Genomic DNA, 14552 nt, shown 5'->3' with positions numbered 1-14552 from the left:
ATTGGCAACGCTGCTGGCCCACCCCCGACCCCTCCCGCCTGCGGGAGGGGAGAATAACGTCCGCTTTCCACCCCAAAGCCGATGCAGAACTCCGGTTCGCAATCGATACAAGCCTCGCCAAAAAGCCCTCCCGCCGGGGTCGCATCGGCGGAAGGGCTTCCTTGGACCCGGAGCGGACGGAGGGCCGATCCGGGGACGAAAACACATGCGATCGGCGGGCGCTCAGCGCGCGGCGGCGTCGCGGACCTTCTGGACGGCGGGGAGCAGCAGGCCGATCAGGATCTGGACCGGGTTGCTGGTGATCGTCATGCCGCCCGCAGCGGGCTGTGCCGACTGCGCCATCGCGGGGGTCGCCGACAGCGCCACGCTGAGCGCGAGGACGGGGGCGAGAAGCATCTTCCTGGTCATGTCACTCTTCCTTCTGTTCGGTTCAAAGTCTGCGGTTCGGTTCGAAACTGGTTCGGGGCGTTCCCGATGCCCCGCTTATGGCAGCGCACGCGCCGGCCCTCGGTGAGCCAAATCACTGGCCCCGAAAAAACTTCGCAAGATTTTGAAAAGATAAGGAAAGAAAATTCGCGTCGCAGCGCAGCGCCGCACCGGCGCACGCGAATCAGCCGCGCTTGAGCTTCACCAGCGCGGTGTCGAGCGCCTGCAGGAACGCCGAACGATCGGCTTTCGAGAAAGGCGGCGGGCCGCCCATGCCCCCATTTGTTTCGGCGCTCATGCCCGCACGCAGATCGGCCATGATCGCGCGCGTCGCGATCGCGGGGCCGATCGACGCGAGCGTGAAGGGCTTGCCCGTCGGCGCGAGCACGATTGCCCCCGCCTTCAGCGCGCGGTCGGCGAGCAAGATGTCTGACGTGACCACGACGCTGCGCGGCGTCGCCGCTTCGGCGATCCAGTCGTCGGCGGCGTCGAAACCGTCCGAGACGACGACACGCTCGATCAGCGGATGTTCGGGCACGCGCAGCCGGCTGTTGCTCACCACCTTGACCTGGACCTCGTACCGCCAGGCGACCTTGTAGATCTCGTCCTTTACCGGACAGGCATCGGCATCGACGAGGATCGTGATCGGTCCGCTCATCCGTGCACCCCGTCCCACAGCAATTTGGCGCCGAGCAGCACCATCAGCACATAGATGATCACATAAAAGCGCGCCGGGTCCATCCGCTTGAGCCAGCGCACCGTGACCAGCGTACTGACGATCGCGAGCGGCATCAGCAGCAGCGCCGCGACGACCACCTCGTGCGGAAAGGCGCCGAGCGCGAGATAGGCGGGGACCTTCATCCAGTTGATCAGCGCGAACAGGATCGAACTCGTCCCGATGAAGACGAGGTGCGGCAATTGCCGCGGGGTCACCCACATCTGGAAGGGCGGGCCGCCGGCATGCGCGATCTGGCTCGTCAGCCCCGTCGCGACCCCGAACAGGCTGCCGACCCAGCCCGGCGAGCGCGACGCGGCGACGACGCGTCCGCCGCGCTCGACCCACAGCCGGTAAAGGCCGAAGAGCATCGTGATCCCGCCGAGCGCCGCCATCAGCTGCGCCTCGTTGACCGCTTCCGCGAAATAATAGCCGCCGAAGATGCCGACCGCCGCGCCGGGCAGCATCCAGCCGATGATCCAGCCGTCCCATGTCGCGCGGAACGACCAGACGCTGACGACATCCTGCACGATCAATATCGGCAGCAGCAGCGCCGCAGCGGTCGCGGGCGGCAGGACGAGCGCCGCGAGCGGGGTCGCGAGCGCGCCGACCCCGGCCAGCCCGCCCTTCGCCATGCCGAGCAGGATCACCGCGACGATCAGCACCGCCAGCGTCGCCGGGTCGGCCAATAGGCTCATGCGCCGCCGGGCGTTTCGGGGGGAGCGTCGGGCAATTGCCAGTCGATCGTCCCGCGACCGTTCGCGGCGAGGAACGCATTCGCCTGGCTGAACGGCTTCGACCCGAAGAACCCGTTATGCGCCGACAGCGGCGAGGGGTGCGGCGCGCGCAGGATCAAATGCGGGCTGCCCGCGCCCAGCCCCGGCACGTCGGCGGCTTTCTTCTGCGCATGACTGCCCCACAGGATGAAGACCTTCGGCGCCGGATCGGCGGCGACCGCGGCGACCGCGGCATCGGTGAAGCGCTCCCAGCCGCGCTTCTGGTGCGATGCCGCCATCCCCGCCTCGACCGTCAGCACATTGTTGAGCAGCAGCACGCCCTGCTCGGCCCAATGCTTGAGATAGCCGTGCCGCGCCGGTGCGATGCCCAGGTCGTCGCGCATTTCCTTGTAGATATTGACCAGGCTCGGCGGGGTCCGCACGCCCGGCTGGACCGAGAAGCACAGCCCATGCGCCTGATCGGGGCCATGATAGGGGTCCTGCCCGAGGATCACGACACGCACATCCTGCGGCGGCGTCGCATCGAGCGCCGCGAACCAGTCGCGCGGTTTGGGATAGATCGTCTTGCCCTTCGCGCGCTCGGCGGCAAGAAACGCCTTCAGCTCGCCCATATAGGGCTTTTCGAACTCGCCGCCGATGCGGGCGAGCCAGTCGGGATGGAGCTTGACCTCGGCCATGCGGCCTTTGACCGGAGCCGGCACGCCTTGTCCAGCGGCGAATGCCCCGCTAGGCACGGCGCGCACAAAGGGGATCATGGCGATGGCGATCGGCGAAGCATTGGAGCAGCTCGAAACGATGGTGAAGGCACGCCTCGCCGCGGGCGATGCCGAAGCCTCTTACGTGGCCAGCCTCGCCGCCAAGGGCCGCGGAAAGATCGCGCAGAAACTCGGCGAGGAAGCCGTCGAGACCGTCATCGCCGCGCTCACCGAGGACGATGCCGCGCTCGTCGGCGAAGCGAGCGATCTCCTCTTCCACCTCGCCGTCCTGCTCGCCGACCGCGGCCTCGGCTGGGACGCCATCGCCGCCGAAATCGCCCGCCGCCACGGCACCTCGGGCCACGCCGAAAAGGCCGCGCGCCCGACATCCTGACCAAGAGGAGCCACCATGCCGATCGACGCCACCCTCCCCTATGACGATAGCAACATCTTCGCGCGCATCCTGCGCGGCGAACTGCCGTGCAAGAAGGTCCATGAGGACGAATTCAGCCTCGCCTTCCACGACATCAACCCGCAGGCGCCGACGCATATCCTCGTGATTCCCAAGGGTCCCTATGTCAGCTGGGACGATTTTTCGGCGCGCGGCAGCGACGCCGAGATCGCGGGTTTCGTGCGCGCGGTGGGACAGGTCGCGCGCGACCTCGGCCTCGTCGCGCCGGGCTACCGCCTGCTCGCCAATGTCGGCTTCGACAGCCATCAGGAGGTCCCGCACCTTCATGTCCATCTTTTTGCAGGACAAAAATTAGGGCCGATGCTCGCGCGCTGAGGCGGCGAAACGCCTCGTCGCGATCAAATCTGCGATGAACCGTTTCATTTCATCGGCGAACCGTTGACTATTCGCCCGCGATTCGGCACATAAGACCCTGGGTCTTTGGGAGGCAGCGATGGCGCGTTTTTGGCAAGGACTCGGGGTGCGATTCGCGGCAAAGGCCCGCCTCGCGCTGATGCTTCCCCTCGCGCTCGCTGTTGCCGGTGCCAGCGGCGACACCATCCCGCAGGTCATCCTCGCCACTCCCGGCAGCGCGGGCAGCGGCGACGGCACGATCAGCCGCTTCACGCTGCGCTTTTCCGAAGACATCGTGCCGCTGGGCGATCCGCGCGCCAAGGCGCCCGCGACCAACGACTGCAAGGTCGGCTCGACCGGCCGCTGGGTCGACACGCGCACCTGGGTGCTCGAATTCGAAAAGTCGCTCCCAGGCGGCATGACCTGCGCGGTCGAACTGCGTCCCGACCTCAAGACCAGCGGCGGCGTCGCGGTCGGCGGCAACAGCCGCTTCGAGATCGATTCGGGCGGCCCTACCGCGCGCGCCGTGCTCGTCGGCGGCACCTACGACGGCGTCGAGGAGGACCAGATCTTCCTCGTCGCGACCAATGTCGCCGCCGACCGCGCTTCGGTCGGCCGTTTCGCCTATTGCGCGGTCGACGGCATCGGCGAGAAAATCCCGGTCGACGTGCTCGGCAACGACACCACGAGCGAAATCCTCGACGGGCTCGGCGACGGCAATTGGGACCGGCTCGAGTTCGCCTATAACGGCAATCTCCCGTTGCGCCTCGCCAAGGGCGCCGACCGCAGCGCGGCGATGGAGCGCATCGTCCCCGTCAAATGCCGCCGCCCGCTGCCCCCGGGCCGCGAGATAGCGCTCGTCTGGGACGCGCGCATCCAGCAGGCGGGCGCGCCGAGCCGCACCGCCGGCCGCGACCAACGCTTCGATTACGACGTCCGTCCCGCCTTCACCGCGAAAATGTCGTGCAGCCGCATCAATCCGCAGGCGGGCTGCAACCCGATCAAGGACATCACGCTCAGCTTCGCCGCCCCCGTCGCGCGCGACACCGCGCTCGCCGCAACGCTCAGCACCGCCGACGGCAAGAAGCTGACCCCACGCGTCGATGACGACGACAAGAATGACGCCTTCGTCACTTATGTCCGTTTCAAGGGGCCGCTGCCGCAGAATGTCGACGCGACGCTCGTCCTGCCCGCCGACGTCACCGACCAGAGCGGCCGCAAATTGCTCAACCAGTCGAACTTCCCGCTGAAGTTCCACATCGACCGCGCGCCGCCGCTGGTCAAATTCGCCGCCGAATTCGGCATCCTCGAGGCGAGCGAAGGCGGCGTGCTGCCCGTCACCGTGCGCGGGGTCGAAGCCTCGCTCGCGCAATCGAACCTCAAGATGCCCGCCAATGTGCTGAAGGTCAGCGACGACGATGCCGCGATCGCGCGCTGGCTGAAGCGCGTCGATAGCGCCGACGACAGCGACTATCGCGACGAACGCGACGCGACCGGCAAGGAAGTCACGGTCAATTACACCGGATCGAAGTCGGTGTTCGACGGCGCGCCCGCAGGCGGCGAACGCCGCGACCTGCAGCTCAGCCCCGCCGCGGGCGGCAAGGAGTTCGAGGTCGTCGGCATTCCCTTGGGCGAAAAGGGTTTCCACGTCGTCGAGATCGCCAGCCCCGAACTCGGCGCCGCGCTGCTCGGTCGCAAGGCGACGCGCTATGTCGCAACCGCCGCGCTCGTCACCAACATGGCGGTGCATTTCAAATGGGGCCGCGAAAATTCGCTCGCCTGGGTGACCGCGCTCGACACCGGCCTGCCCGTCGCGGGCGCCGAGATCCGCGTCACCGACAGCTGCACCGGGCGCCAGCTCGCGCGCGGCATCGCCGACAAGCAGGGCCGCCTCGCCTTCCCCGCCGGGCTGCCGCAGCCCGAAACCTATGCGAGCTGCGAGGAAAAGCCCGACATGGCGGTCAGCGAGGGCCATGCGCTGATGGTCAGCGCGCGCTCGGGCGACGATTTCAGCTTCACCCTCACCGACTGGGGCGACGGCATCCGCCCCTATGATTTCGACCTTCCTTACGGCTGGTCCGAACGCGACGACATCCTCCACACGATCTTCGACCGCGCGCTCGTCAAGGCGGGCGAGAGCGTCAACATGAAGCATGTCCTGCGCCGCCCCGTCGGCACCGGCTTTGCGACGCCCAAGCCGATGGCGGGCAAGCTGCGCCTCGTCCACCGCGGCTCGGACACCGAATTCTCGATGCCGTTCAGCATCGATGCGAGCGGCAGCGGCGAGACTGTCTGGAACGTCCCCGCCTCGGCACCGATGGGCGATTACGACCTCGTCTTCGTGACCAAGGACAAGGATGGCGAGGACAAGACGATCTGGTCGTCGCAGTCGGTCAAGGTCGACGAATATCGCCTGCCGACGATGAAGGCGACCGTCACCGGCCCGAAACTGCCGCCCGTCCGCCCGACGCAAATCCCGCTGTCGCTGTTCGTCGGCTATCTGTCGGGTGGCCCCGCGCCGAACCTGCCGGTCGAGATGCGCACCAGCTTCGCGCCGAGCTGGTCGCCGCCCGAGGATTATCGCGACTGGGATTTCGACGGCCAGCCGGTCAAGGAGGGTGTGATCCAGCTCGACGACAGCGGCGAGGAGCCCGAGGCCGACCTGCCGCTCGCGCGCTCGGTGCCGCTGGTGCTCGACGCCAATGGCAGCGCGACGACCAATGTCATGGTCGACCAGCCGATCACCCAGCCGACCCAGATGGCGGTCGAAATGGATTATGAGGATGCCAATGGCGAGACTTTGACGTCGAGCCGCCGCATCACTCTTTTCCCGTCGGCGGTGCGGCTGGGCCTCAAGACCGACGGCTGGCTGATGCGCGACAACGACCTGCGCCTCAACTTCGTCGCGCTCGACCTCGACGGCAAACCGATCGCCGGGCAGCGCGTCGAGGTGGCGCTCTACAGCCGCGAGATCATCACCGCGCGGCGGCGCCTGATCGGCGGCTTCTACGCCTATGACAACCAGATGCGCACCACGCGCCTCGCCGCGACCTGCGCGGCCTCGACCGACAAGCTCGGCCGCGCGCGCTGCGCGATGGCGCCCGGCGTCTCGGGCGAGGTCACCGTCGTCGCGACCACGGTCGATGCCGACGGCAACGAGGCGCGCGCGGTGCGCTCGGTCTGGCTCGCGGGCGACGATGACTGGTGGTTCGGCGGCGACAATGGCGATCGCATGGACGTGATCGCCGAAAAGCCGCGCTATGCCGCGGGCGACACCGCGAACTTCCAGGTCCGCATGCCCTTCCGCGAGGCGACCGCGCTCGTCACCGTCGAACGCGAAGGCGTGCTGTCGAGCTTCGTCGTGCCGCTGAAAGGCACCAACCCGGTGGTCAAGGTGCCGCTGCCCGCCACTTACGCGCCCGACGTCTATGTCTCGGTGATGGCGGTGCGCGGCCGCGTCACCGGCGAGGAAAGCTGGTTCCGCAAGCTGAAACGCGCCGCGGGCTTCAAGATCGAAACGAGCGAGGGCGCCCCCGCGACCGCGCTCGTCGACCTCGCCAAGCCCAGCTATCGCATGGGCATCGCGCGGATCAAGGTCGGCTGGGAAGGCCATCAGCTCGGCGTGAAAGTGGCCTCCGACAAGGCCAAATATGCCGTCCGCGAAACCGCCAAGGCGAGCATCGAGGTCAAGGGCCCGAACGGCAAGGCTCCCGCCAATGCCGACGTCGCCTTCGTCGCGGTCGATGAGGCCTTACTCCAGCTCGCGCCGAACGAAAGCTGGAAACTGATCGACGCGATGATGGGCGAACGCACGCTCGACGTGCTCACCTCGACCGCGCAGATGCAGGTCGTCGGCAAGCGGCATTACGGCCGCAAGGCTCTCGAACCCGGCGGCGGCGGCGGCGGCGACCTCTCGGGCCTGACGCGCGAGGATTTCCGCCCCGTGCTGCTCTGGAAAGGCCGCGTGCCGCTCGACGCCAAGGGGCGCGCGACGGTCGACGTGCCGCTCAGCGACAATCTGTCGGCCTTCCGCCTCGTCGCGATCGCGACCGACGGATCGCAATATTTCGGCACCGGCGAAACGAGCATCCGCACCGTGCAGGATCTCGGCGTCTTCGCGGGCCTGCCCGAACTCGTCCGCACCGGCGACGCCTATGACGCGCGCTTCACTTTGCGCAACGGCACCGACAAGGCGATGGAGGTCACCGCGACCGCGACGCTGTCGCCCGCGGTCGCGACCGCACCGCCGCTGACCGTCACCATTCCGGCGGGCGGCGCGGTGCCGGTCAGCTGGCAGATGACCGCCCCCGACCTCGCCGGCCCGATCGAATGGACGGTCGAGGCGGTGGCCAAGGGCGGCAAGTCGCGCGACCGGCTGGTCTTCCAGCAGGTCGTCGAACCCGCGGTGCCGGTCGACACCTGGGCGGCGTCCTTGTTCCGCGTCGGCCCCGACACCAGCCTGCCCATCGCGGTGCCCGAAGGCGCGCTGACCGGCGGCTATGTCGACATTTCGCTCGCGGGCACGCTCGCGCCGCCGCTCGCCGGGGTGCGCGACTATATGGGCGTCTATCCGTATAATTGCTTCGAACAGTCGACCTCGCGCGCCGTCGCGCTCGGCGACCTCGGCCGCTGGCAGGCGCTCGCGGGCGCGATCCCGACCTATCTCGATAAGGACGGGCTGCTGCGCTACTGGCCGAGCGACCGGATCGAAGGGTCGCCCGAACTCACCGCCTATGTGCTCGGCATCACCGCCGCCAACGGCTTCCCGATCCCCGAGGATTCGAAGGCGAAGATGGTCAAGGCGCTGCAGGCGGTCGTCGAGGGACGGCTCAGCCGCAAGGGTTACGGCCCCTACGACATCCGCCCGGTCCGCGTCGCCGCGCTCGCCGCGCTCGCGCGCAACAATGCGTCGAGTGCCAAGCTCGTCGCCGCGATCGACATGGCGCCCGCCGACATGGCGACCGGCACGCTCGCCGACTGGCTCGTCGCGATCGAACGCACCCCGAACGTCCGCAATGCCCCCGCGCTGCGCACCGCCGCCGAGAATGAGCTGCGCAAGCGCCTCGTCTACGAGGGCACGCGCGTCGACCTCGTCGACGATGCCAACGCACCCTGGTGGATGATGGTCAGCGGCGACGAAATGGCAATCAAGGCGCTCGACGCCGTGCTCGGTCGCAAGGGCTGGGAAAATGACGCGGGCAAGCTGATGGTCGGTGTCGCGCAGCGCCAGCGCAAGGGCCATTGGGACACCACCCCGGCCAATGCCTGGGGCGCGACCGTCGTCCGCCGCTTCGCCAAGCTCTATCCCGCCGCCGCGATCACCGGCGTCACGCGGATCAGCCTCGCCGACGCGAGCGCGGCGCAAAGCTGGCCGCTGCCCGACCCCGTCAGCCCGCTGCGCGTCCCGCTCGTCACCGGCAAGATGAGCCTGCGCCACGAGGGCGGCGGCGCCCCGTGGGCGGTCGTCAGCGTCAAGGCGCCGGTGCCGCTCAAGGAACCGCTCAACGCGGGTTACCGGATCAAGCGCAGCGTCAGCATCGTCAAGGCCGCCGACCCGAACCGCCTCGTCCGCGGCGACGTGGTCAAGGTGCGGATCGAGGTGGTCGCCGCCGCCGGCCGGACCTGGGTCGTCGTCAACGACCCGATCCCGCCGGGCGCGACGATCGTCGGCAACCTCGGCGGCCAGTCGCAGATGCTCGCGGCGCAAGCCGGCGGCGAAGGCGTGTGGCCCAGCTATGTCGAACGCGGCAAGGACAGCTGGCGCGGCTATTTCGGCTGGATGCCCGCGGGCACCCATGCGGTCGAATATGTCGTGCGCTTGAACGGATCGGGCCGCTTCAACATGCCGCAGACGCGCGTCGAGGCGATGTACTCGCCCGCGATCCGCGGCCAGTGGCCCAACGCCCCGGTGACCGTGGCGAGCGCAGCGGATTGATGGTCACGGCGTCCGTCTTTCAATCTCCGTCATTGCGAGCGGAGCGAAGCAATCCAGAGCGGCTTGTCACACCCTGGATTGCTTCGCTTCGCTCGCAATGACGCGATGATTGACGGAATGCGCGGCGCCCGCACAAAATGGCGATGACTGCCCCCGCCCCCCCCCAAAGGCGCTGGTTCGACGCCTTCGCCTGGGCCGCACTCGCGCTCCTCATCCTCACCACCGCAGCGCACCTCGCCACCAAGCCTCCGGCGATGCCCGCCTACGAAGACGTCCGCGCCGACTGGAAACCGTCGGAAGCCTGGCTCTACGACCGCGACGGCCGCCTGCTCGACAGCGAACGCGTCGATTTCGAGCGCCGCCGCATGGCGTGGGTGCCGCTCGCCGACATCGCGCCCGCCGTCCGCAGCGCCGTCGTCGCGAGCGAGGACAAGCGCTATTGGTCGCACGGCGGGGTCGACTGGCTCGCGATCGCCAGCGCCGCAAGAACGCGTCTGAATTGGGGGGAAACCGGCGGACGCTCGCGCGGCGCCTCGACGCTGCCGATGCAGCTCGCGGGCTTCCTCGCCCCCGACCTCGCGCTCCCCGGCCAGCGCGGCTGGCTCGCCAAGATCCGCCAGATGCGCGCGGCACAGGCGCTCGCGTCCGACTGGAGCCGCGAGCAGATGCTCGAGGCCTATTTCAACCTCGTGCCCTTGCGCGGCGAGACGCAGGGCATCGGTGCCGGCGCGCGCGCGCTCTTCGGCAAGAAGCCCGCCGACATGGACCGCACCGACGCGGCGCTCTTCGCCGGCCTCCTCCCCAATCCCGCCGCGGGCGCCGAGACGCTCGGCATTCGCGCCTGCCGGGTGGCCCAGGGAAGTGGTGGCGCCAAGGATTGCGGCCCGATCCGCGCCGCCGCCGCGACGCTTGTCTCGGGCGAACGCATCGCCGAGCTCGATCCCGCGCTCGCGCCGCACCTCGCGGTCCGCCTGCTCGACAAGCCCGGCAAGCGCGTCACCACCACCATCGATCGCCGCATTCAGGAGGCCGCGATCGTCGCGCTTCGCCGGCAACTTTCGGGCCTCGGCGCCGACCGCGTCCGCGACGGCGCGGTCGTCGTGCTCGACAATGAAACCGGCGACGTGCTCGCCTATGTCGGCGGCGTCGGCCTCAAATCGACCGCGGCGCAGGTCGACGGCGCCAATGCACGGCGGCAGGCGGGCTCGACGCTCAAGCCGCATCTCTATGCGCAGGTCATCGAGCATAAATGGCTCACCGCCGCCTCGATCCTCGACGACAGCCCGGTCCAGCTCGACACCGCCTCGGGGCTCTATGTCCCGAAGAATTACGACCATAGTTTCAAGGGCCCGGTCAGCGTCCGCCACGCGCTCGCCTCGTCGCTCAACGTGCCCGCCGTCCGCGCGCTCGTCATCGACGACGTCCAGCAGTTCCGCGACCGCCTCTGGGCGCTCGGCTATCACGGCCTCGTCGAAGACGGCGAATATTATGGCTTCTCCCTTGCACTTGGCTCGGCCGAAGTGTCGCTGGTCGAACAGGCCAACGCCTTTCGCGCGCTAGCCAATGCCGGACGCTGGACCCCGGTGCGCTTCAGCGCGTCGGACAAGGGCGAAGCGGCGCGGCAGGTCGTCAATCCCGCCGCCGCCTTCATCGTCGGCGACATCCTCGCAGACGCCTCCGCGCGCACCGACGCCTTCGGCGCCGACAGCGCACTCCGCCTCCCCTTCTGGGCCGCCGCCAAGACCGGCACGTCGAAGGGCATGCGCGACAATTGGTGCATCGGCTACTCCGACCGCTTCACCGTCGCCGTGTGGGTCGGCAATCTCGAGGGCGATTCGATGCGTGCCGTCTCGGGCACATCGGGCGCCGCGCCGGTGTGGCGCGACGTGATGCTCGCGCTCCACGCCGGCAGTCCCGGCAAGCCGCCCGCCATGCCCGCCGATGTCGAGGCGAAACAGATCGCGCTCCCCGGCACGCGCGAACCCCCGCGCCGCGAATATTTCATTCGCGGCACCGGCCAGGCCGAAATGGCCGCCGCGCCCGCCGCCGCGCGCCGTCCGCGCATCACCAGCCCGGTCAGCGGCAGCGTCTATGCGCTCGACCCCGACATTCCCTTGGACCGCCAGCGCCTCGGCGTCGCGGTCAGCGGCGAGGTGACCGGCTACCGCCTGATCCTCGACAAGACGATGCTCGGGGATGCCGACGCGGGCCAGCAGATCCTGCCCCGCCCCGGCAGCCATATCCTGACCCTCGTCGATCCCGGCGGCCGCACCGTCGACCGCATTCGCTTCACGGTGCGATAAGCGACAAAGCGACTGTCACATCCCTGAAATTAAGTTGCGCTGACGGGAGGAGCGGCTAGTCTGCCCCGCCAGGAGAGGGCCCGCGCCGGGCCCCAAAGGGGACATCATTCATGAAATTTGGTCGCGTCAAACCGCTCGACGCCATCTTGGCCACCGCCGAGAAAAAGTCGCTGCACCGAACCCTCGGTGCCTTCCAGCTTACCCTGTTCGGCATCGGCTGCGTCATCGGCACCGGCATTTTCGTGCTGACCTCGGCCGGCGCGCAGAAAGCCGGCCCGGGCCTGATGCTCGCCTTCGCGATCGCGGGCCTGATCTGCATCGTCGCCGCGCTCTGCTATGCCGAGATCGCGGCGATGATCCCGGTCGCGGGCTCCGCCTATACCTATACCTATGCGACGATGGGCGAGGTGCTCGCCTGGACCGTCGGCTGGGCCCTTGTCCTCGAATATGCGGTCGCGGCGTCCGCGGTGTCGGTCGGGTGGTCCGGCTACTTCACAGGGACGGTGCTCAATGAATTCCTCGGGATACAGCTGCCGTCCTACCTAGCCGGCGCCCCGCTGGCGCTCGGCGGGATCGAGGGCGGTTTCATCAACCTGCCCGCCGTCTTCATCGCGCTGCTGATCACCTGGCTGCTGATGATCGGCACCACCGAAAGCGCGCGCGTCAACGCCGTGCTCGTCGCGATCAAGGTCACCGCGCTCACCGCCTTCATCGTGCTGACGCTGCCCAGCGACTATTTCTCGACCGACAAGTTCAATCCCTTCCTGCCCGCCGGCGTGTTCGGCGGCTTCGGATCGGGCATCGGCGCGGTCGGCGCCGCGGCGACGATCTTCTTCGCCTATGTCGGCTTCGACGCGGTCTCGACGGCGGCGGAAGAAACCAAGAACCCGCAGCGCAACGTGCCGATCGGCCTGATCGGCTCGCTGCTCTTCTGCACCGTCTTCTACATCCTCGTCGCCGCGGGCGCGATCGGCACCGTCGGCGGCCAGCCGATCATGGGTCCGAACGGCGTGCCTTTCCCGGCGGGTTCGGAAGAGCTGGCGCGCCAGTGCGCGACCTTCGCCGCCGACCAGCTGCCGCTCGTCTGCTCGAACGAAGCGCTCGCGCATGTGCTGCGCCAGATCGGCTGGTCGGGCGTCGGCAACATGCTCGGCATCGCCGCCTTCGTCGCGCTGCCGTCGGTCATCCTGATCCTGCTCTTCGGCCAGACCCGCGTCGCCTTCGTGATGAGCCGCGACGGCCTGCTCCCCGAATCGTGGAGCAAGGTCCACCCGAAGTGGAAGACCCCGCATGTGATCACCGCGATCACCGGCGTCGCGGTCGCAATCGCCGCGGCCTTCCTGCCGGTCGGCAAGCTCGCCGACATCGCCAATGCCGGCACGCTCTATGCGTTCATGATGGTCGCCATCGCGGTGATGATCCTGCGCAAGACCGCGCCGAACCAGCCGCGCGCCTTCACGACGCCGGCGCTGTGGCTGATCGGCCCCGCCACGATCGCGGGCACGATCTTCCTTTTCCTCAACCTGCCGCTCGACGCGATGCTCGTGCTGCCGATCTGGGGCGCGATCGGGCTTGTCTTCTATTATCTCTACAGCCGCAGCCGCAGCCATCTCGGCCGCGGCATCGTCGAGGTGCATGAGGACGATCTCGAACCGCACGCCCCGATCAACTGAGGCGTCGGCACTCGAACAGGAAAGGGGCCGTCCCGGCAAAATGCCGGGGCGGCCCCTTTCTTTTTGGCTAGAGCGGGCTTTTCGGCGCGGTACCCGGCCGGGTGAAGAGCTTGCCGCGCTCGGCCCACAGCACGAGCAGCAGCGCGACGACCGCGCTCGACAGAAAGGCAAAGGCGAGCGGCAGGGTCGTGCCGTCATATTGCTGGCCGATGAAAGCGCCGAGCCCGGCGGCGACCAGCGCCTTGGCAAAGCTCTGATAGGAGGAGGCGATGCCCGCCATATGGCCAAAATCTTCCATCGCGATCGACCCGAAATTGCTCCCGATGAAGCCGACCAGACCGACATTGACCATCATCAGCACGGTGAACATCACCAGCGTCTCGGCCCCGCTCATCGCCGCGACGATCTGCGCCAACCCCGTTGCCATGAAGGCGAAGACCGCGGTCTGCGACACGCGCCGCGCGCCGAAGCGCTCGACGATCGCAGCGTTCGAAAAATTGGCGATCGCGATGCCGACGGCGACGCAGGCAAAGATCAGCGGGAACAGCGCCTGTGCGTCGAACACCTCGGCGATGATCTGCTCGCTGCTGTTGATATAGCCGAACAGCGCGCCCTGCATCAGCCCCGAGGCGAGCATATAGCCCGCCGCGCGCCGATGCCGCGTCACGGTGGCCCAGCCCGCGACCATCGTGCGGAAATCGAGCGGCCGCACATCGGCGGGGTCGAGCGTCTCGGGCAGACGGCGCAGCCACACGAGCATCACCAGCCCCATGCCCGCGAGCACGAGGAAGATCGCGCGCCAGCCTGCGAGCGCAGCGACCCCCGCGCCGATCGACGGCGCGATGATCGGGACGATCATGAAGACGAGGAAGATCAGCGACAGCCGCTTCGCCATCGCGTCGCCCGAAAACAGGTCGCGGATCACCGCGACGACGACGACGCCGAGCGCCGCGCTGACAAGCCCATGGCCGAAACGCAGCGCGAGCAGCATCGGAAAGCTCGTCGCCAGCCCGCAGCCGATCGCAAAGATCGTATAGGCGATCAGCGCCGGCACGAACACGCCCTTGCGCCCGAAACGGTCGGCGAGCGGGCCATAGATCAGCGCGCCGATCGCGGTGCCGAAGATATAGACCGAGATGACATATTGGCGGTCGTTGGCGACCGTGACCCCCAGCCCCTTGCCGATCGCCGGCAGCGCGGGAAGCATCGCGTCGATCGCGAGCGCATTGAGCGCCATCACCATCGCCATCATCGCGACCATCT

Annotated in this window: 10 protein-coding genes; 5 read left to right on the top strand and 5 right to left on the bottom strand. The window is 68.3% G+C overall.

Annotated elements, in window-relative coordinates; all coding sequences use genetic code 11:
• Window positions 1–222: 222 nt before the first annotated feature.
• The 4 genes from B1A78_RS15930 to ung all read right to left on the bottom strand — a co-directional run bounded on the left by B1A78_RS15930 (window position 223) and on the right by ung (window position 2555).
• Entirely contained in the window at window positions 223–408 is a 186-nt protein-coding gene (locus B1A78_RS15930) for a hypothetical protein (RefSeq protein ID WP_077147904.1), read from the bottom strand.
• A gap of 202 nt (window positions 409–610) precedes the next feature.
• Window positions 611–1084: a YaiI/YqxD family protein gene (locus B1A78_RS15925; RefSeq protein WP_077147903.1), complete on the bottom strand. Its 474-nt coding sequence runs from the start codon at window positions 1082–1084 to the stop codon at window positions 611–613.
• Complete coding sequence (locus B1A78_RS15920) at window positions 1081–1839, bottom strand: sulfite exporter TauE/SafE family protein (protein ID WP_077147902.1); 759 nt, start codon at window positions 1837–1839, stop codon at window positions 1081–1083. Before B1A78_RS15920 ends, B1A78_RS15925 begins: the two co-directional genes overlap by 4 nt.
• Complete coding sequence (ung, locus tag B1A78_RS15915; RefSeq protein WP_077147901.1) at window positions 1836–2555, bottom strand: uracil-DNA glycosylase; 720 nt, start codon at window positions 2553–2555, stop codon at window positions 1836–1838. Before ung ends, B1A78_RS15920 begins: the two co-directional genes overlap by 4 nt.
• A 76-nt stretch (window positions 2556–2631) precedes the next feature.
• Between ung and B1A78_RS15910 the strand changes: the two genes are divergently transcribed.
• From B1A78_RS15910 to B1A78_RS15890, 5 genes are all read left to right on the top strand, one after another.
• On the top strand, window positions 2632–2967 hold the full coding sequence (locus tag B1A78_RS15910) for a phosphoribosyl-ATP diphosphatase (RefSeq protein ID WP_372236889.1): 336 nt from the start codon (window positions 2632–2634) through the stop codon (window positions 2965–2967).
• Window positions 2968–2982: 15 nt separating this feature from the next.
• Window positions 2983–3360: a histidine triad nucleotide-binding protein gene (locus tag B1A78_RS15905; RefSeq protein WP_077147900.1), complete on the top strand. Its 378-nt coding sequence runs from the start codon at window positions 2983–2985 to the stop codon at window positions 3358–3360.
• A 118-nt stretch (window positions 3361–3478) separates the two neighbouring features.
• The gene (locus tag B1A78_RS15900; protein ID WP_077147899.1) at window positions 3479–9313 is read left to right on the top strand and encodes an alpha-2-macroglobulin; all 5835 of its coding nucleotides are present in this window, start codon (window positions 3479–3481) and stop codon (window positions 9311–9313) included.
• Window positions 9314–9456: 143 nt separating this feature from the next.
• Window positions 9457–11616 (top strand): penicillin-binding protein 1C, encoded by a 2160-nt coding sequence (pbpC, locus tag B1A78_RS15895; RefSeq protein ID WP_077147905.1) that lies wholly within the window; start codon window positions 9457–9459, stop codon window positions 11614–11616.
• Window positions 11617–11726: 110 nt separating this feature from the next.
• Window positions 11727–13289: an amino acid permease gene (locus B1A78_RS15890; RefSeq protein WP_077147898.1), complete on the top strand. Its 1563-nt coding sequence runs from the start codon at window positions 11727–11729 to the stop codon at window positions 13287–13289.
• 67 nt (window positions 13290–13356) lie between these two features.
• On the opposite strand, the gene B1A78_RS15885 is transcribed toward B1A78_RS15890, so the two are convergent.
• Window positions 13357–14550 (bottom strand): multidrug effflux MFS transporter, encoded by a 1194-nt coding sequence (locus B1A78_RS15885; RefSeq protein ID WP_077147897.1) that lies wholly within the window; start codon window positions 14548–14550, stop codon window positions 13357–13359.
• Window positions 14551–14552: the final 2 nt, after the last annotated feature.

The sequence above is a fragment of the Sphingopyxis sp. KK2 genome, from assembly GCF_001990265.1.
Taxonomy (GTDB): domain Bacteria; phylum Pseudomonadota; class Alphaproteobacteria; order Sphingomonadales; family Sphingomonadaceae; genus Sphingopyxis.
This window is presented reverse-complemented; position numbering and strand designations above follow the sequence as displayed.